Source organism: Mesorhizobium sp. B2-4-15, from assembly GCF_006658505.1.
Classification (GTDB): Bacteria; Pseudomonadota; Alphaproteobacteria; order Rhizobiales; family Rhizobiaceae; genus Mesorhizobium.
In genome coordinates this window covers 20,983-42,261 of the sequence record NZ_VFUZ01000039.1, presented here as the reverse complement: position 1 = coordinate 42,261, position 21,279 = coordinate 20,983, and the positions used below count along the sequence as shown (strand labels likewise).

13 protein-coding genes and 7 pseudogenes are annotated in these 21,279 nt (G+C 60.8%); 11 read left to right on the top strand and 9 right to left on the bottom strand.

Annotated features, from left to right (window positions below; all coding sequences use genetic code 11):
* Positions 1 to 579: 579 nt before the first annotated feature.
* Positions 580 to 907, top strand: a pseudogene (locus tag FJ930_RS28460) (PAS domain-containing protein); the annotation flags it as partial.
* A 792-nt stretch (positions 908 to 1,699) separates the two neighbouring features.
* Positions 1,700 to 1,948 (top strand): hypothetical protein, encoded by a 249-nt coding sequence (locus FJ930_RS30205; RefSeq protein ID WP_181176466.1) that lies wholly within the window; start codon positions 1,700 to 1,702, stop codon positions 1,946 to 1,948.
* 732 nt (positions 1,949 to 2,680) lie between these two features.
* Here FJ930_RS30205 and FJ930_RS28440 read toward each other — a convergent pair.
* Together FJ930_RS28440 and FJ930_RS28435 are read right to left on the bottom strand one after the other, a co-directional pair.
* Positions 2,681 to 3,277, bottom strand: coding sequence for a hypothetical protein (locus FJ930_RS28440; RefSeq protein ID WP_140745336.1), 597 nt, complete (start codon positions 3,275 to 3,277; stop codon positions 2,681 to 2,683).
* Positions 3,278 to 3,301: 24 nt separating this feature from the next.
* Positions 3,302 to 4,048 carry a DUF4142 domain-containing protein gene (locus FJ930_RS28435; RefSeq protein WP_246677074.1) on the bottom strand — a complete coding sequence of 249 codons (747 nt, stop codon included), beginning with the start codon at positions 4,046 to 4,048 and terminating at the stop codon, positions 3,302 to 3,304.
* Between the two features lie 312 nt (positions 4,049 to 4,360).
* Between FJ930_RS28435 and FJ930_RS28430 the strand changes: the two are divergent.
* Together FJ930_RS28430 and FJ930_RS28425 are read left to right on the top strand one after the other, a co-directional pair.
* Positions 4,361 to 5,462 (top strand): annotated as a pseudogene (locus FJ930_RS28430) (chromosome partitioning protein ParB); the annotation flags it as partial.
* A 994-nt stretch (positions 5,463 to 6,456) separates the two neighbouring features.
* On the top strand, positions 6,457 to 6,768 hold the full coding sequence (locus tag FJ930_RS28425) for a DUF736 domain-containing protein (protein ID WP_140745339.1): 312 nt from the start codon (positions 6,457 to 6,459) through the stop codon (positions 6,766 to 6,768).
* A 99-nt stretch (positions 6,769 to 6,867) separates the two neighbouring features.
* Here the strand turns inward: FJ930_RS28425 and FJ930_RS28420 are convergent, their stop codons facing one another.
* Positions 6,868 to 7,401: a MucR family transcriptional regulator gene (locus FJ930_RS28420; RefSeq protein WP_141840975.1), complete on the bottom strand. Its 534-nt coding sequence runs from the start codon at positions 7,399 to 7,401 to the stop codon at positions 6,868 to 6,870.
* 402 nt (positions 7,402 to 7,803) lie between these two features.
* Here FJ930_RS28420 and FJ930_RS28415 point away from each other — a divergent pair.
* Positions 7,804 to 8,445 (top strand): annotated as a pseudogene (locus FJ930_RS28415) (DUF932 domain-containing protein); the annotation flags it as partial.
* Here the strand turns inward: FJ930_RS28415 and FJ930_RS28410 are convergent.
* From FJ930_RS28410 to FJ930_RS28395, 4 genes and pseudogenes are all read right to left on the bottom strand, one after another.
* Positions 8,444 to 9,117 (bottom strand): annotated as a pseudogene (locus FJ930_RS28410) (IS5 family transposase); the annotation flags it as partial. The pseudogenes FJ930_RS28415 and FJ930_RS28410 overlap by 2 nt on opposite strands.
* Positions 9,118 to 9,280: 163 nt before the next feature.
* Positions 9,281 to 11,491 carry an amylo-alpha-1,6-glucosidase gene (locus FJ930_RS28405; protein ID WP_140745342.1) on the bottom strand — a complete coding sequence of 737 codons (2,211 nt, stop codon included), beginning with the start codon at positions 11,489 to 11,491 and terminating at the stop codon, positions 9,281 to 9,283.
* A 17-nt stretch (positions 11,492 to 11,508) separates the two neighbouring features.
* Positions 11,509 to 12,588 carry a glycosyltransferase family 4 protein gene (locus FJ930_RS28400; RefSeq protein ID WP_140745344.1) on the bottom strand — a complete coding sequence of 360 codons (1,080 nt, stop codon included), beginning with the start codon at positions 12,586 to 12,588 and terminating at the stop codon, positions 11,509 to 11,511.
* 153 nt (positions 12,589 to 12,741) lie between these two features.
* A pseudogene (locus tag FJ930_RS28395) lies at positions 12,742 to 12,963 on the bottom strand (transposase); the annotation flags it as partial.
* Between the two features lie 98 nt (positions 12,964 to 13,061).
* On the opposite strand from FJ930_RS28395, the pseudogene FJ930_RS28390 reads away from it, so the two are divergent.
* Together FJ930_RS28390 and FJ930_RS30865 are read left to right on the top strand one after the other, a co-directional pair.
* A pseudogene (locus FJ930_RS28390) lies at positions 13,062 to 13,262 on the top strand (IS110 family transposase); the annotation flags it as partial.
* Between the two features lie 16 nt (positions 13,263 to 13,278).
* Positions 13,279 to 13,611, top strand: a complete 333-nt coding sequence (locus FJ930_RS30865; RefSeq protein WP_348642214.1) for a hydrolase — start codon at positions 13,279 to 13,281, stop codon at positions 13,609 to 13,611.
* On the opposite strand, the gene FJ930_RS28380 is transcribed toward FJ930_RS30865, so the two are convergent.
* Positions 13,541 to 14,020 (bottom strand): hypothetical protein, encoded by a 480-nt coding sequence (locus FJ930_RS28380; protein ID WP_348642764.1) that lies wholly within the window; start codon positions 14,018 to 14,020, stop codon positions 13,541 to 13,543. The genes FJ930_RS30865 and FJ930_RS28380 overlap by 71 nt on opposite strands.
* 92 nt (positions 14,021 to 14,112) lie before the next feature.
* On the opposite strand from FJ930_RS28380, the pseudogene FJ930_RS28375 reads away from it, so the two are divergent.
* Positions 14,113 to 14,933, top strand: a pseudogene (locus tag FJ930_RS28375) (IS256 family transposase); the annotation flags it as partial.
* A gap of 329 nt (positions 14,934 to 15,262) precedes the next feature.
* Here FJ930_RS28375 and FJ930_RS28370 read toward each other — a convergent pair.
* Positions 15,263 to 16,912, bottom strand: coding sequence for a caspase domain-containing protein (locus FJ930_RS28370; RefSeq protein ID WP_140745348.1), 1,650 nt, complete (start codon positions 16,910 to 16,912; stop codon positions 15,263 to 15,265).
* Positions 16,913 to 17,141: 229 nt separating this feature from the next.
* On the opposite strand from FJ930_RS28370, the gene FJ930_RS28365 reads away from it, so the two are divergent.
* The 3 genes from FJ930_RS28365 to FJ930_RS28355 all read left to right on the top strand — a co-directional run bounded on the left by FJ930_RS28365 (position 17,142) and on the right by FJ930_RS28355 (position 20,988).
* Positions 17,142 to 19,085: an adenylate/guanylate cyclase domain-containing protein gene (locus tag FJ930_RS28365; protein WP_141840974.1), complete on the top strand. Its 1,944-nt coding sequence runs from the start codon at positions 17,142 to 17,144 to the stop codon at positions 19,083 to 19,085.
* Positions 19,086 to 19,091: 6 nt separating this feature from the next.
* Positions 19,092 to 19,877: a hypothetical protein gene (locus tag FJ930_RS28360; protein WP_140745351.1), complete on the top strand. Its 786-nt coding sequence runs from the start codon at positions 19,092 to 19,094 to the stop codon at positions 19,875 to 19,877.
* A gap of 301 nt (positions 19,878 to 20,178) precedes the next feature.
* Positions 20,179 to 20,988 (top strand): hypothetical protein, encoded by an 810-nt coding sequence (locus FJ930_RS28355; RefSeq protein WP_141840973.1) that lies wholly within the window; start codon positions 20,179 to 20,181, stop codon positions 20,986 to 20,988.
* The last annotated feature ends 291 nt before the right edge of the window (positions 20,989 to 21,279 follow it).

Below are 21,279 nucleotides of genomic sequence, written 5' to 3'. Positions count from 1 at the left end.
TTCTCCTGTTCGATGGCTGTCAGCAGTGACGCAATCTCCTGATCCATGCCCAGACTTGCCTGGGGGCCAAGGTTGCGTTGGCTCATGCGAGGCATCGCATTCTCTTAACAAATGATATTCCTGCAAAACACTGTGAACAGGCGGCCAGCGTTTGCAAGGCGATCCCGGCCCGCAATCCGGCCGGCCTCCGGCTCTGCACAACATTGTTCGGCAATCCGAAATTTTCCCTTCGAGCCGTCACGATGGGGGCGACGATTCAGCTCAGCGCGGTCGTCCACCGACGGTCCCTCGATCGGTTGCCATCGAGCCGGCGTTGCAGGGCATGCCAATTCCACATCCATGGTTGAGCTGGTCATCGCTGCGATTCCTCTCGAACACTGGTTGAGTCGTTATGTTCCTCCGGCTCGAAGAAGAAATGCGGTCCCGTCCCAACGGCTGAACGGCATCTCTGCGTCGACGATGATCCGCATGCCGGACGCGTTTGCGAACCGATGGATATCGTAGCGGTCGAGGGCGACCGCCCCACGGTAGGAGTAGTTCAAAACCGCTGGCATGCCGCCTGGCCTGAGCACCCGCACCACCTCCAACGAGGAACTGGTCTCGGTCAACGAGGAAGCCCAGTCGACCCAACGAGGAGCTGGAGGCCTCGAAGGAGGAGATGCAGTCCCTCAACGAGGAGCTGAACACCATAAATGCCGAGCTCACGAATAAGATCGAAGAGCTCGACCACGCAAACAGCGACCTCAGGAACCTGTTCGAAAGCACGGAGATCGCAACGGTGTTCCTCGACCGCGATCTGGTGATCCGTACCTTCACGCCCGCGGTGTCTGCCTATTTCAACCTGCGCGCCTCCGACGTCGGGCGTCCGCTAACCGATCCGTCCAGCCAGTTGGATTATCCGGAAATGCTCTGTTCAATCGGCGGCCTGTCCCGCCTGCATCGAACGGGAACCCTCTTCCGACAGCGGGATTATTCTTCATCGGGTCACTCATCACTCAATTGGAGACTGGTCATGAATGAAGAGAAAAACCGCCGTGAAACCGGCGCCACGAAGTATCCCGCCAACACCGACGCGGATCCCTCCGATCAGTTCTCCCAGGATGCCGCGGGCAATAAAAAGCCCGCTAGCGGAATGGGGCTTACCCGTCCGACCGGGCAAGTGGAGGACGAGACCCACCAGTCGGACGGCCAGAATCCTCGGCGGCAGCCGACGCCCAGTCCGGCGACGGAGAAGACTTCCGGAGCAGGTCCTTCGATCGCGGAACATTCCAAGGACGCCAAGGCGGCGAAGGGTGGCCGGCAAGCTGGAGCTTATGTGAAGGACTGACGCGAAGTCGACCCGGTCCTCGGCTTCGGGCTCGCCTCCAGGCGGACCTTTCTCGTGCGTGCATATCAGTTCCATGGATAGCCGGGTCAGCAAACGGCTACTTATTGCAATTCTGCATGTTCGACGTGGTATTGCGGTGGCGTTGTTGTTGTCGGTATCGTTGCCGCCGGTGTCCTTGCAACGGTCGGGCATTCCGTCGGAATTCGTCGGCGAGTTGGTGGCATTGGTATCCGTGTTGGTGTTGCCGTGCCGTTGCTCGTGCCAGTTCCGGTGCCTGTGCCAGTCCCGGTGCCAGTCCCGCCGCCGGCGGTGGTGCCGCCGGAGCCGTTGCCTGTGCCGCCGGTGCCACTCCCGGTTCCGTTGGATTGCGCCATGGCCGAAGTCGCCAGGACGATGGCAAATACCGATGGTGAGAGAAGTTTGATCATTGGGGCATCTCCTGCGTTGATCGTTCGATCGCGACATGGTCCCAACCTTGATCTCTCGAAGCATAACGACCCAAGGGCTGCGATCATCGCCCTGAAAATGGGGCTGGCGTTGGATACGCTCAAGAATGAGGATGTGCCGGCGCGCAGTCTCGAGAAGGCCATCGACACCAGGAAAAAACACCGGCTGAACTGACCCATGTCAGGAGAGGAGCCGGCCGCCGCGCACAAGCCATATGGGCGGCCGTCGTGACTTCACTGCGACGTAACAGTTTGTCGGCACCGGCATTTGGCAGGATAACGGGCTGAGCTTCGATCCGGACGGCCTGCTCTGGGCTGCGGGAATGTCGTCAAATATGCCCGTGCCAAACAGGGACAAGTTCAGGAACCTTTCAAGCTTGTGCCGGTTAGGTGCCAGATCGTTCGTCCCCCCAGCGATCAGGGTTGCCTACCCGAGCCGACCTGGGCCCGTTGCCTCAAGGGCAGCGGGCCTCTTGCCGAGCCCATCCCTCATCTGTTGGCAGCGGATGGGCTGCTCGCATCTCGACTCTCTGATAACGGAAAGGGCATGCATATGGCGAACAGCCGACACCTCAACATTGGCCGTAAGCGCACCCGCGTATCGGTGCCAGCTCAGGGGATTTCAAGGAGGCGGCTAGCCGTCACTGATTTCCCAGCATTTCGGTATTGTCCTGCGGGTTTTTCTTCACGCCGGCCGCTGGCGACGTGTCCTGCGGCGCGTTCCCAGCCTGGTTTTGCTCCGGCGCCCGTTTGAAGGGCGCCGTCGGCCACCCTCTGTCGACGTAGAGAAAGGCCAGCCAGCCGAACGACCAGCGCGGTCAGCCCCAAGGGCAACAGCACTCTTCTCATGCCGGGTTCCTTTCGGTGATTTCAACGGGCGGCCGGCCGCACGAGACGGCCTAAATGATCAGAGGTCGCTGCGGCGGACGGTATCTCGTGTGATACCTTCGGCATAATCGCCGGCGGCGGGATCGAACGCGGACCATCCCTCTGCTTCGTACGCACCTCGCCGCTCGGAAACGTCGACCGAATTGGGATTTTGCAGAATCTCCCGAGCCTGCGGCGCGAGGTCATCGCTCACCCGTGCCGTCACCAGTGTGCCGCCGCGCCGGATTCCTTCAGCATAGACATGGGCATCGTTCTCGGGCACGCCGGCATCGGTCAGGCCACCGATGATACCGCCGGCCGCGCCACCCACGACCGCGCCAGTGACCGCACCGGCGACCGTTGCCGCCAGCCATCCGGCCGCGACGACGGGGCCGATCCCGGGGATTGACAGCGCGCCAAGCCCCGCCATCAAGCCGCCTGCGCCGCCGACGACAGCGCCAATGCCGGCCCCGCCGGCTGCATCCTCGGCAGCGGGCGACGCCGAACCCTCATGCCAACCTTCGGAATTGTTGGCGACGACGCTGATGTCGGATGCGGGTATACCCATGGACTCAAGTTCGCCGACGGCATCGGACGCGTCGTCGTGGTCGTCGAAAAGTGCGGTGATCGTTTGCATATGATAGCTCCCTGTTGTGACTGACTATTGGCCAGCGAAGACGTTGCCTTGGTAATCCAGCGCTACGGATGTGCTTTTGCCGTCCTTCTTCGCCTGGCCGCGCCAGATGCCCTGGTCATCCTTGGCAAGCGAGGAAACGTCGGTATACCCGGCATCGGCGATGCGGCTCTTGGCTTGGCCTTCTGTGAAGCTGTTGGCGCCAGGCACCGGAGCCGTGGGCTTTGGCGTCGAAGCCGTTTTGACGGCCGGGGTCCCGGTGTCGGTCGTGGTGTTCTGGCTAGCGTTCGACGAAGCGAGTTTGTCGACCATCTGCTGGTGCATTTTGAGCGTCGGCAACGTTTCGGTGGCGAAGGCTTTCAGGCTCGCATTATCGCCGTCCTTGGCATAGGATTGAAAGAGGTTCACCGCATCGGCATGCGCGCTACGCTGCATCTGGACATAAGGCGCGTCGAAGCCGTCGCTCGTGTTGCGCAGCTTGTCGAGGTCGCTCTTGTGCGCGGCGTCGAGATCGCTCGGCACCGTCAGTTTCTGCTCGCCCGCGATCGATTGGAGCTTGGCATTGGCCGCGCCATGATCGGTGATCATCTTCTGGGCGAAGTCCTTGACTTTCTGGTCTTTCGCCTTGTCGACGGCGAGCTTGCTGGACTCCACTTCGAACATTCCGCCGACGGCAGCCTTGTCGACAAAGTTCTGCGCGTTTTCAGCGGCTATGGCGGGGAAGGTGAATAGCACCACGGTCGCGATGCCAAACGGGGCTAGAAAAGTCCGCATGGTGTTCATGATCCCAAGCTCCTTTGGTCGATGGGCCAACCAGAACAACGACACGGCGGCTTTGTTCCAGCGCGAAACCACGCGCGCTGGCACTTAATTCGGAGCCTGAACCGTTGCGCGCGACTTGCCGGATGTGCTGCAAAACGCACAGGGGCGCAAAGCGGCGCGGGTGAGGGTATCTTCTTGTAAAAGAACGTAATCGGATCGCTTGCATAGTGCAGATTGACGACCCGGAGAGAACGGCCGCGCCCACGTAGGGCCATTGAAGATCATAGGTCATGTCAACATCTTTGCCGGTTGTCGGGCGCTCCCAAGGCCGAGGGCTGGAAATGGGCCGATGTCCACATCGACTATCCGCATGCGCACGGCCTGCGCCGTAGCTACCCGCAGCCGGTCGATCTGTCGCAAGAAGACGAAGCCGCGTATCAGGCGGCACTCGGGACGTTCAACCAACTTACGGAAGACTGGAAGACTGCCGAGTAACTGCCTGACGATGTCGACAAGCGTTTCGGCGCGCTTGAAGCCGAGATCGCATCGACGCCATGCGTCATGCCTACGATCCGGATATCATCGCGCGCTCGGGCGTGTTCGTCATGCTTTCCCATGACGGGACGGCGCGCATCGAGCGTGGTTTCATCCGCGCCGAACACGAAGTACCGGAGGCGCAAGCCGAAAGTGACGGCCATACCATCATTGACGGTGACGGTATAATCATCGAGGCGGAAGTCGGTTCGGACCCCGATGGCGGCAGCGACGCCGAAGCCGAGGAAGACGGCAAGTCTCTTTCGGACCTTCTCATCCGCGATCTGAGCGCCCACCGCACGCTCGCTCTTCGCCTTGCGCTCGGCGAGCAGCCGGATGTTGCCCTTATCGCTGTCACGCATACGCTCGTCGCGCAGGCCTTCTATCAGGGCATGGAAGCCCATTGCCTGGAAATCCGCCCGACCAGCACCTTTCTCGGTGGTCATGCCGATGGCGTCGAGGACACGGCAGCGGCCAAGGCGCTGGCTGATCGTCACGCTGGATGGGCGGCGGACATGCCGCGCGACGTGGACGACCTGTGGGACTTCATCGCCGCGCTCGACCCTGCCAGGATCATGGCGCTGTTTGCCCATTGCGCCTCGCTCACTGTCAATGCCGTGAAGCAGCCTCGGGAACGCAAGCCGCGCGCCCACGAAACGGCGGACAGGCTGGCGGTGGCGCTTGGCCTCGACATGACGGCACACTGGACGCCCACCGTGCGCAGCTAGTCTATCTCGGGCGGATCACCAAGGCGAACATCCTCGATGCGGTGCGCGAGGCTGTCGGCGACGAGGCGGCGGAACGGCTCGCAGCGTTGAAGAAGCAGCCGATGGCCGAAGCCGCCGAGCAGTTGCTGGCCGGGACCGGATGGTTGCCCGCGCTGTTGCGGAGCGGGTAGCCCGAAACGGCTATCGACCCGGTTCATGTTACAGATGGGGACGCCACGGCGGGGCGAGTCTCCAGCGGCAGAGCATGTGCCCTTGGCCAGCACCAGCGATGCAGACGAGTCATCTTCCTACAGCGCCGATGAGAGCAATGCAGGCGAGGGCGTCGGCGTCGCCGCCGAGTGAAGGACAAAGCCCGGAGCCGCCTTGGCGGCTCCGGGCCGCTCAGAAAATTTCCGGCCGCACTGTTCAGCGCGGCCGGGGACCTCGACCGCACGACATGGGGAAGCACGGCAAGTGGGGGCGGCTCTTCTCTTGCGAGGCCTCGTCCACCGCAAGCCTCTCTGCAGGTCAGATCGAATGCACCGGCAAGCCATCGGTTCGGATCGGGGCGCATCCGCCCTGCTGCGACTTCGACCGTGCTCGAATGGCCTGGCTATGGGCAGAACCTTGGACCGTCGGCAGGTTGGAAGTGTGAGAATCTGGCCCCAAGATATCGTGCCTGATATCCATGCCGCGCCTGACGCAGGCACTGGCCAACGAGAGCGGGTCGCGCTTGTTTTCGGTCGTTTCCGAGGCACAGAAATCACCGCTTTGTCGGCAGGTGCTAGGCTGCTTCATTCCGGCTCCTGCACCCTTGCGATCGGAGGGCGAAGCGTAACCACGCAGCAGCCATCGCCGCGTTCCTCCTTGTCTTTTGGCCGGCCACGCCCACCGCGTCCTCGAGTGGATTGGGTCTGACCGAAGACCGGCTTCGCCTCGATCGTCTTCCTGCAACGTCCAGCCCTGGCTTTTTTCCGCCGCCGGCCAAACGGCCGGCTTTGCATCGCGAAACAAAAAAGCCAGGGCTGGCCGCCTTCCACTGCGTTCCAGCCCGAAGAACCACCCCATTGCGAAGGCGCAATGGGGACCCCGGTGGGTGCAGGCCGATCGTCTCCGGTCTCACCACCGCCATCGAGGTCGCGATGGGCGCGGCCCGATCAAACGGAAGGAACCACCACAATGGCCACCATCGGCGTGTTCACCAGCACCGCAAAAGGCTTCAAGGGCTCGGTCAAGACCCTCAACCTCAACGTCAAGGCGGTCGATTTCGTCCCCGCCGAAGGCGACAACGAAAAGGGTCCGGACTACCGCATCTTCGCCGGCGCCACCGAGTTCGGCGCGGCCTGGAAGAAGGCCTCGCGCGAGGGCCGCGACTACCACTCCGTCAAGCTCGACGATCCGAGCTTCCCCGCTCCGATCTATGCGAGCCTGGTCGAGACCGAAACGCAGGGCGAGTTCTCCCTCATCTGGTCCCGCCGCACCGCGGAGTGAAATCCGCTTGAGACAGAAAGAAGCCCCGTCCGCCGGACGGGGCTCCGCCATGTTCAGATCCGCCAACCTCCCGAAAGATAGCCGGTTCGATGGAGCAGGCTAGGCCTTGGCGGAACTTTTGCGCGGTTTCTTGAGCGGCGACTTCACGGCAACAGGCGCGGTCGCCGCAGTCGCGGCGCGAGCAGCCCGTTCCGGCTTGGGTGTGACCGCCGCTGTGGGCTCTGCCGCCTTGCGCCCGAGCCCGGATGCCTTCGCCAGCGCCGAGCGGGCGGCCGCGTAGTTCGGCGCCACCATCGGATAGTCGGCAGGCAGGCTCCACTTCGCTCGGTATTCCTCGGGGCTCAGATTGTAGTGTGTGCTGAGATGTCGCTTTAGCGATTTGAATTTTTTCCCGTCTTCCAGGCAGATGATATAGTCCGGTGTTACCGACTTCCGGATCGATACCGCTGGCTCCCGTTTTACCACGGGCTCGGCCACAGGCGTGCCAATCCCCTGCAAGGCGGCATGAATGTCGCCGATCAGCTTCGGCAGCTCCACCATCGGCACGGGGTTGTTCGACACATAAGCGGCTACGATTTCGGCAGCGATGGACATGACATCAGCTTTGTCGTGCTGTTCACCGGATACGGTCATGGAATTTTCCTCTCTCGGAAATACAAGGTGGCGCACAATCGTCTATTTCGCCAATACGTAGACAAGTCGTTGCTCTAACAATCCCTATTCGTTGTGGATTTCAAGCCAGAAAACCTCGCTTCGTTGAGGCCGACCGCTGACAAATCTGTGACTGCTTCAGGGAAGCGAGAGGACTTTCCCCTCGCTTCCCCGCCATTGCCGGCTGTGCAAAGCAGGGCCGCCGGCTCGCAAAGCGGCTGACAAACCAGCAACCGTTGACACCAGATTCATGTCCGCTTCGCTCGACCGCGCAGCCCGGCTCCGCGCGCCGGCATTGGCCCCCATCACTCCCGCGCGCTCACGCGCCCCCGGAAGGCATGCCGGGGACATGCCTTCGGCTTTGACGAAAAAGGAGTGAGAGCAATGAAAATGATCACGGATGCCAATGGCACCGACAACGGCCAGCAGCAGACTGCTTCCAGCGGCTTTCGCGTGGACATCTCGCGCGGCGAGCGCGTCGGGCGGGTTTCGTCGGAGTGGTTTTCCCGCCCCGACGATGAGCGCTATCTATCGCTGACGGAGCTTTACGACGCCGTGCGCGCCCGGGCTGACCGCGCCACCGCACGGACCGTGGAAAGCCGGGCCGTGAAGGTTGAGGCAAGCGGCGATAATGCGGAAAGGCTTTCGCTGATCGTTCCCGGACAGGACCAGCCGGTGGCGCCCACACATTGGAGTTTTGGCCAGTTGTGCAGCCTCGTCGGCGCACCTGCAACCTACATGCGCCAGCTTCCCGCGCCACTGGCTGGCATCAACCTGCAGCACGGCCTGCTGTCCCACCGTGCCGAGCTTGTGAAAACCCTTGAAGCGGAAGACGGACGCATCGAGCTTCGCGCCGTCACTGGCCCCGACTATGGCCGCATCTGGGACCACGAGCTTGTGGCAGCCGTCATGAGGATCGCTGGCAACGGCACCGGCGACACCATGTGGAAGGTGCCGGGCGTGCTGGATTGGACGACCATGAGGCATAACCCCTTCGTGGACATCACCAAGGAGACCACGACGCTCTGAACTGCTTGAGCTTGCAAAAGAAGCGCTCGATGCGGTTGCGCTCCTTGTAGAGATCGATGTCGTAGGGTCGCTGGACCTTGCGGTTGCGCTTGGGCGGGATGACGACCTGTGCGCCCTGTTCAATGATCCTGTCAGCGAGGTGGTCGGCGTCGTATCCCTTATCGGCGATGGCGGCATCGGCGTCGATACCGTCGATCAGGTCGTGGGCCAAGGCGATGTCGTTGCGCTGGCCGGGGGTGCCGATCAGGCGGATGGGAAGGCCGAGCGCCTCGGTGGCGGTGTGGAGCTTGGTGCTCAGGCCGCCGCGAGACCGGCCCAGGCCCTGGGCATCCGCCCCCTTTGACCTTGCGTGCCCCGGCGGCATGCTGGTGCGCTCGCACGATCGTGCTGTCGATCATCAGCCATTCGAGATCGGCTTCGCGGGCGAGCATTTTCAGCATATCGTCCAGCACGCCCATCCCGATCCAACGATAATAGCGTCGCTTCACTGAGCGGTAGTCGCCTAGTCGCTCCGGCAGGTCGCGCCAACGGCCACCCGAACGTGCCATCCCCAACAGCGCGTCGAGGAACTTCCGATTATCTGTGCGCGGGCCGCGCTTGCCTTTGGTGCCGCCCCACAAAACACTTGATCCCGTCCCACTGGTCGTCCCGAAGCGCGCCGCAATCCATCGCTGATCTCCAAAAATCAGCGTTGAACTGCTCCTTGGGAATCCCAAATCCTTAAATCGTCACCACGCCCTAGGTCGGCTGAGAATTGGTCGGCTGAAGGCGGCGGGCCGGGCGCCATCAGCCTAAGCGAGCGAGGACTGAGGGCCTGATGAGACGCCGCTGGTCAGCTCTTCGCCACGACTCTGATCGATCCAGTGCGGCCAAGCACGTCCACGACCACCTGGGAGCCGGTACGACGGAGCGCCACGTCCACCGACGCGGCACCCAGAGAAAGCCGCCTCAAGACGATTTGGTCCAGGAATCTAGGCAAGACAGGGGCATCAAAAACGACAAACTGCGATTTCGGATCGAACTCGAGGCCGAGGCAAGCTTGGACGAAAAGCAAGGGCGCAGCGGCCGCCCACGCCTGGGGATTGCATGCGACCGGATAGAAGGTCGGTGCTTGGGCACTTTGGCGCGGGAAGCCGCAAAATAGTTCTGGCAGGCGGCGCAGATCGAGATATGTCGAGGCGGCGAACAGGCCTTCGAATATCTTGGCAGCTTCATGTCGGAAGCCATAGCGAGCGAAGCCGGCGGCGATCAGCGCGTTATCATGCGGCCAGACAGAGCCATTGTGATAGCTCATTGGGTTGTAGCGGGCCTCTGTTGCCGCGATCGTTCTGATACCCCAGCCCGTAAAGAAGGCGCGCTCCGTGAGACTCTGCACTACACGCTTTGCTCGCTCGGCACGCGCGAGACCGGTGAAAAGTGTATGACCGGCATTCGACGAACGCACCCTGCAGGGGCGCTTGTCTCCGTCGAGCGCAAGCACATACGTGCCGAGTTGCTCGTCGAAAAAGCAGACGTCGAAACGGTCGCGGAGGTCTGATGCCCTGGCTTCGAGCTTGTTGGCTCGGGCCGAATTGCCGAGCCGACGAGAGATCGCAGCGGCCGCGCACCACGCTCCGTAAACGTACGCCTGCACCTCGGCGAGTGCGATCGGTCCCTTCGCAAGCGTTCCATCCGCGTGAAAAACAGAATCGCTGCTGTCCTTCCAACCCTGGTTTGCCAAACCATCGGGCGTCAATCGCTGGTACTCGACGAAGCCGTCTTTGTCGCGGTCACCGTAATCGTCAATCCACGCCAGAGCAGCTTCGATGTTGGGCATCAGACGCCGCAATGTGTCCAGATCGCTTGTCCTCTCTAGATAGGCACCTGCCAACATGATGAAGAGGGGCGTCGAGTCGACACTGCCATAATATCGGCGGAAAGGTACCTCCCGAAGCACCGCCATTTCACCATGCCGCACTTCATGAAGGATTTTGCCAGGTTCCGCGTCCGACACATGATCCACCGCGGTTGCCTGATTGGCTGCGAGATAAAGGAGCACGCCGCGTGCTATCGATGGGTCGAGCCAAAGCATCTCCATGGCAGTGATGAGAGCGTCGCGCCCGAACACGGTGCTGAACCATGGAATGCCAGCAAACGGATAGGGTCCCTCAGGCGTTTGTGTGATCAGCATGTAGAGGTCCGCCACACTTCGGTGCATCGCCTCATCAAAGAGTTCGTTGGAGGTCGTTATGGCGGCGGCCTTTGATGTGGAATAGCGCAGCGCCCGCCGCGCATCGCGAAGTGCAATGAAAAAAGTGCGGCGAGGCGACGGGTCGCCGATTTCCTCGTTGTCACAGCCGACATCGACGAAAAGCGAATGTGTCTCGTGAGGTGCGAGTTCGATCACGAAGGTCGCCTGTTCACCGGTGAGCGTCGCCGGCACGGGATCGAAGGACAAAATGGTAGTGCGTCGCACGCCATCCAAGCCCACGTAAGCAAGCGAGACCCGCTCACCGGTCACGTCCGGTTGACAATCCTGTCCGCGCTGGGGGCGCGGCGTGCCCCGGACTTCGAACAGATCCGCAAAGTCGGATGCGAAAACCAGTTCAAGCTGGAGACGATGCGGAACTTCATCGAAATTTCGCACAGCCAGCCGCTCGAAACATCGGGCGTCCCACAGCAACCGCGTCCGCCGGAGATGAATTAAGTCGTGCTTCAGCACACGAACGCCTTCGGCATCGAAAATGTCTGGATTGGTTAAATCGCAGGTCAAGGTCGCATTGTCGTCGCGCAATGTCGAACTGAGCAGCATAGGCCTGGCGCCATTGATCGTCAGACCAAGATGCGAAAGATAGCGTGTGTCGCGATAGTAAATCCCGTCTGGGCTACCAGGTCCGGAGAGGACGTCGCCGTTACGGTCGAAGACGCCGAAAATATCGTCATGCTTTAATGTTCGGGGCCGGCGCTCCTGCAGGGAGGGGACGAAAAGCTGGGCAAGATGCGTAACGCCAGATCCCCCGGGAAAAGGTGCATGGGAGATCGCTTCAGCACTCACGGATTGCATCGCTGAGACCTCTAGCTTCAAGCTGACAGTTGAGCGCCCCTGGCGCGAGCCGTCACAGCGCCTGACGATAGCGCGACAAGGCGATCATAAATCGACACATAGTCGGACACCATACGGTCGGCCGAGAACCGTTCTTCGAAAATAGCCCGGATCCGTCGCCGATCCAAATTGCCGACTGATCTTATCGCCTCAATTCCCTCGTCGACAGTTTTTACGACAAAACCCGAGACGCCATGGTCAATCACCTCGGGCACCGCGCCTCGATCAAACGCGATTACGGGGGTACCGCATGCCATGGCTTCGATCATCACCAACCCAAAGGGCTCGGGCCAGTTTATAGGGAAAAGCAGTGCCCGAGCGTTGCCGAGGAAATCGGCCTTGTGATGTTCATCTATTTCGCCGAGGAATTCCACGTTGGGATGCGTGGCGATCATGGGTGAGATTACGTTCTCCCAAAATAGCCTGTCCTGCTTGTCGATTTTGGCCGCGATCTTCAATGCCATGCCAGCGCGCGTGGCGATCTCGATCGCTGTCTCTGGACCTTTTTCCGGAGAAATACGGCCGAGAAATGCCAGATAATCACCCGAGGGATGCATCGTCATCGGCAGTAGATCGCGCGGCAGCCCGTTATAGACTGTTCCGACCCAATTGACGGGCGGCATCGGGCGACGTTGTTCATCCGAGATCGATACCAGCGGCACGTCGGAAAAGCTTTGATAGAACGGATGCAGGTCAGGAAGATCAAGCCGTCCATGAAGGGTCGTGAGCGCAGGAGTTTGGAGGGTGTTGAGCAGTGGGAACTGCAGCAGATCAGTGTGAAAATGAATAACGTCAAACTCGTCGGCAACCCGCCGAACGCGATCGAGCATTACAATGTGATGAGGAATGGGATCCAGAACGGTCGGATCAAGCCTCAAGGCCCGGTCGCAGCACTTTATGAGCTCCGCTGAGGTGTGCGAATCTCCACTTGCGAAAAGCGTGACCTCATGACCACGACGGACAAGCTCCTCGGCAAGGTACGACACGATCCGCTCGGTACCACCATAGAGTTTTGGGGGAACGCTTTCTGTTAACGGTGCGACTTGGGCAACCCTCATCGATCCAGTCCACTTGTATCGTTCACCCAATTCGCTGCACCCGCTTCCGACTTTCCGGGAACCAAACACCGCAGAATCCAGATTGTTCCGCCGCTAAGCGCGCCTGGGTTGTGTGCGTCAAGTTCTGCAAAAAGGGGGCGGCCATGAGGCTGGTCATGCGGCTTGGCGCAGAGCGAGCTTCTTGTGCTCGCGCAGGTCGTCCATGTTGATGTAGCGGTTGGCCTCCATCCAGTTTTCGTTGGTCTCGACGGCCAGCGCCCTGACCAGGCGCAGGCAGCTTTCGGTGTTCGGGAAGATGCGCACGACATAGGTGCGGCGCCTGATCTCTTCGTTGAGGCGTTCGAGCATGTTGGTCGACTTCAGGTGCTGCTGGCGAGCCGCAATAGCCGCTGTCCTGCTGCTTTTTGCCGGCGGTTCAGGAGGCTGGTATATGCGAGACTTTCTTGCTTCGCCGAGCGAAGGCGTTGCTGCCCTTGCCCAGGAAGCATCGGACAGTTTCACCACCTATCCGCGTCGATCTTGCCGCAATATTTGTCTCGTTAGAACTGTCTCGTTCAAAATGGCTCGTGACCTCGCTTTCGCCAGGTGCGGGCGAGAGAATGTCGAGACACATCGTGTCGGGGAGCGACATTCCGGGTTTGCTCGATCACTTCGCAGAGCTGCGACGAAAGGCGCGCCGAAAAGGGGTAGATTGTCTCTCGGGGAACGACCAGCGAACGCCTATTTTCGATTTCGAAACCAGTACCTGACGAGGAGATGACCACTTTGAATGGCGACTTCTTGACAAAGGTGTTCGAGGGGCCGTTCAGTCAGGCGAGGGAGTGGCACCAGGCAATGCAGCAGATGGTGCTCACCCGAAAAGCTAAGCCGGGCGAGGTGTATTTCTTCTACACAACGTGCCCGAAATGCGCCAAGGCCTATGGAAAGAACTATGTTGTCGGTGTCGCAGCTGCTAAAGCCTCCGAGGCTCGACAAGTGAAGGCGGAGCGCCGGCTTCGAACCACGTGCCGCGTTCACCCCTGACGACTTCGATGGCATCGTCGAGTTTGCCAATGGCAGAAGGCTTGCCTGTCGCTTCCGCAAACTCGATTGCGGCGCCGACCTTTGGCCCCATGGATCCGGCGGGAAAATATCGAGCGGAAATTTCTCCAGGAGCAACCCGCCTGAGTGCGCGGGCGGCAGGAGTGCCATAGTCGGCATAGACCGCTTCGACATCGGTCAGCATCAACAGCATATCTGCCTGCAACTGACGGGCGAGAAGCGAACTCGCCAGATCCTTATCGATGACGGCTTCGACGCCGCAAAGACTGCCGGCGTCCCGCGCCATGACAGGAACACCGCCCCCGCCGGTGCAAATGACGATGATGCCGCGTTCGACAAGGAACGAAATGACGGATGTCTCCAGGATTTCCAAGGGCCTGGGTGAGGGCACCACACGGCGCCACTTGTCGCCGTCGGGCGCGCGATTTGCCAGCTGCGTTCCGTTGCATGCCGCAGCGCGGATGCCTCTTCGTAGACTGGGCCATTTCGAAGAGCCAGGTCGGCCGCCTCTGGAGGAGATCGATGGCAAGGTGAAAGCCTTCCTCGATCGCCCGATCGAGGGTGATTGGCCCTATCTGTGGATCGACGCCACCTGTCTGAAGGTGCGCCGCGGCGGACGCATCGTCTCGGTCGCCGTCATCATTGCGGTGGGCGTCAACGCGGACGGCCGGCGCGAGGTGCTGGGCATGGAGATCGGAGCCTCGGAGGCCGAGGCGATCTGGACCGAGCTCCTGCGTAAGCTGACACGCCGCGGCCTCCGCGGCGTCAGGCTGGTCGTCTCCGACGCGCACGAAGGCCTCAAGGCGGCCGTCACCAAAGTTCCGTGCGCGACGTGGCAGAGGTGCCGCGTCCACTTGATGCGCAACGTCTTGGCCCATGCCGGCAAGAGCGGCCGCCGTGTCGTCTCGGCCTTCATCGCACCGCCTTCGCCCAGGAAACGCCGGAAGCCGCGAGCACCCAGTGGCGCGCCGTGGCTGATCAGGTCCGGCCCAAGGTCTCGAAGCTGGCGACAATCATGGATGACGCCGAGCCCGACGTGCTCGCCTACATGACCCTCCCCAAGGAGCATCGCGCCAAGCTGCACTCGACGAATCCGATCGAGCGGCTCAACGGCGAGACCAAGCGCCGAACCGAGGTCGTCGGCATTTTTCCCCAACGACGATGCCATCGTGCGCCTTGTCGGCGCACTCCTGCTCGAACAGAACGGCGAATGAGCAGTGCAGCGCGCCCGCTACATGACTCTGGAAAGCGTCGGCCAACTGAGCGATGATCCCCTCATCAGCCTGCCCGCCGTGGCGCGCTGATCAGCCCGGCCCATACCGGAGAGCGCGGCGACCAATGCCGCCAGTTACACCACTCTGTGGACACGATCCCCAACTGCGGACATCGCTGCTTAGCGCCGCACCTCAGTCGAAGTGATCATCGTCTGTGAATCCTGAAAGCAGCCGCTGTTCGCGACACCAGGAGGGCCGCCAATTTGCCGTTTCACATTGGCGGACATGCGGACCGGCGACCGTTCCGGCGCCGCCGACGGACCAAGTGCCAAGCGCGCTTTTCACGCAGTGGATTCGGCGTTCTGGCGCTGAGGGTTGATTGAATGACGCCGATGCGGGCGACAGCCGACGCCGTATTTCTACATCCTATCCATGATAATGTTTCCTGAACACCCGCTGCCAGCTCCGGTCCCTTTGAATTTGCCCGTTCCATTGTCACCCCTTATGACGCCAGTCAGGGTGTTGCCGCCTGTTCTTCCTTTATAGACAAAGGCCTGCTTCATATTGATGGCGCCACTGCCCGAAATACTTCCCGTAAATCCGGAGCTGGACGATACTTTGCCGTCACTTATCATGACGGTTGTTGAGAGTTCTCGCCAATCGCCGCAGTCCGTTGTTGCTCGTCTGACTAATTTCCATGTGCCATTAAACGCGCTTAGACCACTCGCCTGAGGCACACAACGATCGCCCTGCACCCTCATTCCGTTGTCACAAGTAAGCGGGCAGACACGTGCTCCGACTGCCCTTAGTCTTTCCAGAAGTCCCGCTGTCGGTTCCAACGATGCAAGCCCGACACCTTGTCGATCAGCATAGTCCTGAAGCGCTTCGCGGCTGCCGGCCCCCCATTCTCCGTCAGCCTGGCCTTTAAGGCATCCTATGCGGGAGAGTTCCCTTTGAGTGGCGCGCACAAGTTCGCTGGGGTCTGTGGTAGGTGCCGATGACTGCACGAGCGGGTCGCGATGTTCAAGGCTTGCGACTTCCGTCCCCTTGGCATCGTCGGTCGCGTTGGTGGCGCGCCCCACCTCCGGCAGGTGCGCCGCCTGCCGTTCCGTTTCCATGCGTTTGTCGATCGCGTCGATCTTCAACCTCGCAAGGGGGGCAAAAACGCCGCCCGGAAATTGCTGCAAATACGCCTCGAAGAAGCTCTTGTCGGTCGAGTCCTTGATCGTTGCCCAATAAGCAAGCTCGACAGCATTCTCCGGCGGCGCAGACTGTGAAGTGGGGGCAGATGCCGCTTTCGGTTCCTCGGGGAAAGGCTTCAACACGACCTCGCCAGTCAGCGAAGAGTTCTCCCACGGCACTTGCTTGCCATCCGTCGCCGCCAGCACGTCGCGGCGCACATCGATGAGTTCGCGCATGATGTCCTGCCCCGGTGTGCCGAGGTGAGCGACCAGCGCGCTCGTGAATGGAGAATTCCGCCCCGCTCCGTCCATGGCGACATTGCCCGGTTGCGTCGCGAAAGCTATGAGCGAGCCGACTCCGCTGCCAAGCCTGGCCAGACCCCGGCTCACGGAGCCTGAGCGCGTCCCCATCGAGCGGGACAGCTTCTCGGCGAACGGATTGTCCCGGCAGGCATCCAGGAAGATGAGGTTGACCTTGGTGCTGCGCTCCATCGCTGAAAGGACGAGGTCCATCGGAAGGGCCTCGAAGTCGAGGTCATTGTAGCTGGACAGTTGGGCATCAACCGGCACCATGTAGTTGTTGCCGTTCACCTGCAGTCCATGCCCGGCATAGAAGAACAGCGCCATGTCGGCACCGTCGAGCTTGTCCAGGAACTGGCGCACCGTACGACGCATTCCCGCGAGGTCGAGGTCCTGGCCGCTGACAACCTCGAAGCCAAGGCTTTGAAGCTTGGCATTCATGTCGGACGAATCGTTCTTCGGATTGGCTAGCTGTGCGGCGTGTTGGTAGGCCGAGTTGCCAATTACCAGCGCAACCCGTTTCTCGGCGGCTGCCTGTCCCGCAACAGCAACAAACAATAAAACCAACAGGATGAAAGCGCTGCGCATGGCAGAGACGGCTCCCCCAGGGAAATGTAGCAGAGGCTAATGCAACCGAAAAGAGCTTTGCCCCCGGGCTGCGGACGAATGGCCGGCGCAGGGAGGTGGCTTTCGGCGGACACCGTTTTGGCGCCAGCCCCTGCATTCCCAGGCAAAACGGGTGTCAATTTGCCTGACAGGGCCGAACGGGTATGCTGGCGGGAAGTAGCGCTTCCACTGTCTTAGGGGCTATTTCGGAGTGCGAATACCTAGAGGGATCGTCAGCCTCCGGCGAGGTGGCATCGCCGCTTCGCTCGCCTATCTGGTTCTGCTGTGCATCTCGACTGCTCTCGTTTCACCGCCCTTGGAGAATGTTCTGCGCGATGTGATGATGGTCTCGATCTCGCCGTTCACTCGCGCTCCACCCAACATCGTTGTGGTCGCAATAACAGAACAAACCCTGGCGAAATTTCCATACCGCTCACCACTGGACCGCGGGTTCCTGGCCGACATCGTGGCCCGGATCGAGTCGGCTCACCCGCTTGTCATCGGTATCGACCTGCTGTTCGACCAGCCAACAGAGCCGCAAAAGGATGCCCGGCTGGAGAAGGTTATCGAAACCGCCATCGTGCCCGTCGTGATCGCCTCGGCGTCGCGCATTGACGGCCTCACCCCGAGGCAGTTTGACTATCTCAACGCGTTCGCCCCGTCGGCAAAGCGGGGCCTTGCCGCGTTGTCGCACGACAATCTCGACGGCGTGGTCCGTGGGGCTTTTCCCGGTCGAGTATCGAAAGGAGGCTGGACGCCAAGCTTTGCTGCTGCGATTGCAGCATCGACAGGCATTGGCCGCGACCGCGGGCCGAAGGAAATGGCCTACTACCGCACGGCAAACAGCTTGCCCTTCAACTTTCCAACCTATCCGGCACAGGCCGTTCCGCTGGCACCGCTGAATTGGTTCGAGGGAAAATATGTTCTTATCGGCCTGAACCTGCAGCAAATAGACCATCATCCAACACCGTTCGCCTTGTTGAGCGGCGCGGAAACCGGTGTTCTCCCTGGCGTCGCCATCCATGCCCACGCGTTGGCCGGGCTCTTGTCCGGGGACAGAGTAACGATCCCTTGGCTTGCGGTGGGATACGCGCCAATGTTTCTTGCTGGGCTGTTCTGCCTGTGGATCGTTTCGCGGCCGATCCCGGTGGTCATCAAACCTGTTGCGGTCGCCGGTGCGCTGCTGCTGGTGTGGATTGGTGAGGCGTGGGCCTTCGCGAGGTTCGCGATCATCTTTCCGATGGTCGCCCCGGCATTGCTTGTGCTCGGTCTGTCGGCCTTCACCGGCTTCCTGGCTTGGAGACGCGACGAGAACGCTCGCCGCTTCATTCAGAGCGCGTTCTCGAAATATGTCAGTCCGGCCGTCGTTGCAGCGATCGTCAAGGAGCCCGACGCTCTCCATCTTGGTGGCGAGAGGCGTGAGATCACCTGCGTATTCACGGATGTCGAGGGATTTACGGCACTCAGCGAGAAGTTGGCGCCAGAGGTGCTGGCAGACATATTGAACGAATATCTGGACGGGCTCTGCGAGTTGTTCATCGGGCATGGCGCGACGATCGACAAGGTCATCGGCGATGCGGTGGTCGGCTTCTTCGGAGCTCCGGCAGCGCAAGATGACCAGGCGGAGCGGGCGGTGTCCCTGGCACTGGCTGTGCAGGATCAGGCCCAGCGGCTGAGAGAAAGAGGACGAGGCCATTCATTCGGCGCCACCCGCATAGGTATTCATGGCGGGCCGGCAATCGTCGGCAACTTCGGAGGAAATCGGTTCTTCAACTACACAGCTATTGGAGACACGGTAAACACCGCGGCCCGACTGGAGGGCGCAAACAAGTACATCGGCACGAAAAATTGCATAAGCTTGGAAGTCGCGAAGAAAGCAACGCGCTTCTTGCTGCGCCCTGCAGGAGTTCTGCACCTCAAGGGCAAGAGCCAAGGCATCGAGACTTTCGAGGCGATGAGCCGTACGTCAGAAAATACGATGCTTTGCGAGGAATATGGAAAGGCGTACGCCCTGCTCGCCGCCCGCGACAAGCTCGCGAGAGCGGCCTTTGAGCTGTTGGTCACAAACTATCCGCAAGACGCCCTGATCGCCTTTCACCATAGCCGTCTTGCAAGCGGACACTTCCGGGCAGACATTCATCTTCCCGACAAATAGGGCATCATGAGCCTCATGCATCCGATCTCGTGCATCGCCGCCCTGACCCTTGCCGCAGCCGTTGTTGTGACGGCGCAACGCGCGGCGGCCGGCAGCCAATACGTGGTCCTGTCGACCGAGCCGGTTGTGAATGAACTGCCACCGGGCAAGATCTTTGCGCCAAGCGACGTTATCAACGTGCCGGCCGGTACGGTCGTCACATTGCTCGGCGAGGACGGCAGCGTGAATCCCATTTCAGGGCCTGCAGCCTTCGTAGTCACCGAGGATGCCTTGACGTCCAACAATCCGCAGCGGGCCAGCGACGGGCAGGCTGGACCCTCAAATCTTGCGCTGATAGCGAGCCTATTGACGAACGAGCGCCAGAGAAACGAGTCCATCGGAAGCGCACGCACTACCGCCGATCAATCCAAACCAAGTGGACTTGACGATCCCTGGGCGATTTCCATCGAAGAATCCGCTCCCGGTTGTATCCGCAATGGCGAGGTGGTTCTTGCGCGCCGCGGGATCGGCGAGAGCGCAGTGTTCTCGGTTCGCTTCGGCGGCGGACTGTCGTTGACCGGCTTGGTCTGGAGCGCCGGCAAGCCCACTTACTCTCTTCCGGACCGTGTTCCTGCCCAGGTAAAATCTCTTATCGTCGAGACCAACAAGACATCAGCGTTGATCGAAATCAAGGTGTTTCCGGAGAACGCCGTTCTCGAAAATCCGCTGAACGTTCTCGGGTGGATGGTGAGTAGCGGATGCAAACGCCAAGCGCTGGCCTTTGTGCATCATCTTGCGACGAAACAGCAGTAGCTTGTCGGCAGGAGCCGCGCCGTGAATGACTTCTTGGCCGCCATCACCTCTTGGAAGGTACCCCCGAGTCCTAAACGGTCGGGTGAGACACGACCCACGTGTTTCCCGTAAAGTCAGGGCCTTCTGTCTGTCCAGCCTACCAGTTCGCCTCGTTGTACTGGCTGTCATGCACGGTCTCGACCAATATCAGGCCGACTGGCGTAACCAGTCATGCCAGGAGTCCGACAGCGACGGCTAGCGCTTGATTGCCTGGCCGGCACCTCGCTGATAGCCTCGCCTGTCAGATCTGGGGGAGGGGAGCATGAAACGGTGCATTCTCCTGTTTGTGATGTCGGTGGTGGCGCTGTTCGCAAGTTCCGCGCTGGCCGACAGGTTCCCTGCCGGCTTTAAGAACAATGGGCTGAACGGGCCGTTGAAACCGGTGACGAAGGGCGGCGTCACGACTTTTCAGATATTCGATCGAAAATGCAGCAGCGTGGACTACGGCGATGGCCGTGGCGAGAACGACTGCCACAACGGCAACGTACGCGCCACATTGATTGGGCCGGACGGCAAGATAGACGAGAGCATCGACTATCGCTTCGACCTGTGGGTCGATCCATCGTTCAACTACCCCGGCTTTTTCAACGGCCACGCGATGGGCTTTCTGCCGGGCGCATTGGACAGCCGCCTTCGCATCGCCAGTTGGGAGGGGCCGTTCATCCACAATTTTCTTTATATGCTGAAGGTGGACGCAACCAACGGTGTTACCTTCCTCGGCAACGAGTGCCAGTCGCCCGCGCGTTTCGGTTCCTGGGTGGCCTTTTCCATGAAGGTACGATGGGCGGCCGACAGGACGGGCTGGATCAGAGTCACCTGCGACGACAAGTTGATCTATTCTGCCGACAACGTTCCAACCAACCAGGCACCGCATTGCTACATCACCAATCAGTGCGAGCCGGGTGTCGCGAAGAATCCGAAGCGGTTTACCTTTTGTGTAGGTCCGGTGATGGCGGGCTTCGGGCCCGAATGGGCGAAGTACGGGCTCACGTCGCAGTTCACTGCGATCCAGCCAGAGGGTATCACCATCAAGATGCGCAACCTTTCGGCAAAGAAAGGGGTCAAGCGGTAAATAGCGAACGCACAATTGGCACCGAATGCCCAATTTACCACAGGCATGTCGTCACGGTTACCCCACGAAAGGAGACAGTCAGCTTTCGTGAAGAGTTTCGGGCGCCGGCAGGCGTACGATAGTCCCCGAGGAAGGAACCCGCGGGCCACAGACGATGGCTATGGGGATTTCGGATTTCGGCAGATGTCGGCGATGGCGCGACCGCCGTCGGGGAGCTCTGGGGTGAGTGCGGACAGACCGCTTCGTTGCGCCTCCGTGCGGTGTTGCCGGAACGGTGGGCGGCTGGGCGCG

Excerpts from the sequence above, each read along its gene's own strand:
- FJ930_RS30205 (WP_181176466.1), top strand. The coding sequence starts at position 1,700 with ATGGCCGAAGTCGCCAGGACGATGGCAAATACCGATGGTGAGAGAAGT.
- FJ930_RS28440 (WP_140745336.1), bottom strand. The coding sequence starts at position 3,277 with ATGCAAACGATCACCGCACTTTTCGACGACCACGACGACGCGTCCGAT.
- FJ930_RS28435 (WP_246677074.1), bottom strand. The coding sequence starts at position 4,048 with ATGCGGACTTTTCTAGCCCCGTTTGGCATCGCGACCGTGGTGCTATTC.
- FJ930_RS28425 (WP_140745339.1), top strand. The coding sequence starts at position 6,457 with ATGGCCACCATCGGCGTGTTCACCAGCACCGCAAAAGGCTTCAAGGGC.
- FJ930_RS28420 (WP_141840975.1), bottom strand. The coding sequence starts at position 7,401 with ATGACCGTATCCGGTGAACAGCACGACAAAGCTGATGTCATGTCCATC.
- FJ930_RS28405 (WP_140745342.1), bottom strand. The coding sequence starts at position 11,491 with ATGCAATCCGTGAGTGCTGAAGCGATCTCCCATGCACCTTTTCCCGGG.
- FJ930_RS28400 (WP_140745344.1), bottom strand. The coding sequence starts at position 12,588 with ATGAGGGTTGCCCAAGTCGCACCGTTAACAGAAAGCGTTCCCCCAAAA.
- FJ930_RS28370 (WP_140745348.1), bottom strand. The coding sequence starts at position 16,912 with ATGCGCAGCGCTTTCATCCTGTTGGTTTTATTGTTTGTTGCTGTTGCG.
- FJ930_RS28360 (WP_140745351.1), top strand. The coding sequence starts at position 19,092 with ATGAGCCTCATGCATCCGATCTCGTGCATCGCCGCCCTGACCCTTGCC.
- FJ930_RS28355 (WP_141840973.1), top strand. The coding sequence starts at position 20,179 with ATGAAACGGTGCATTCTCCTGTTTGTGATGTCGGTGGTGGCGCTGTTC.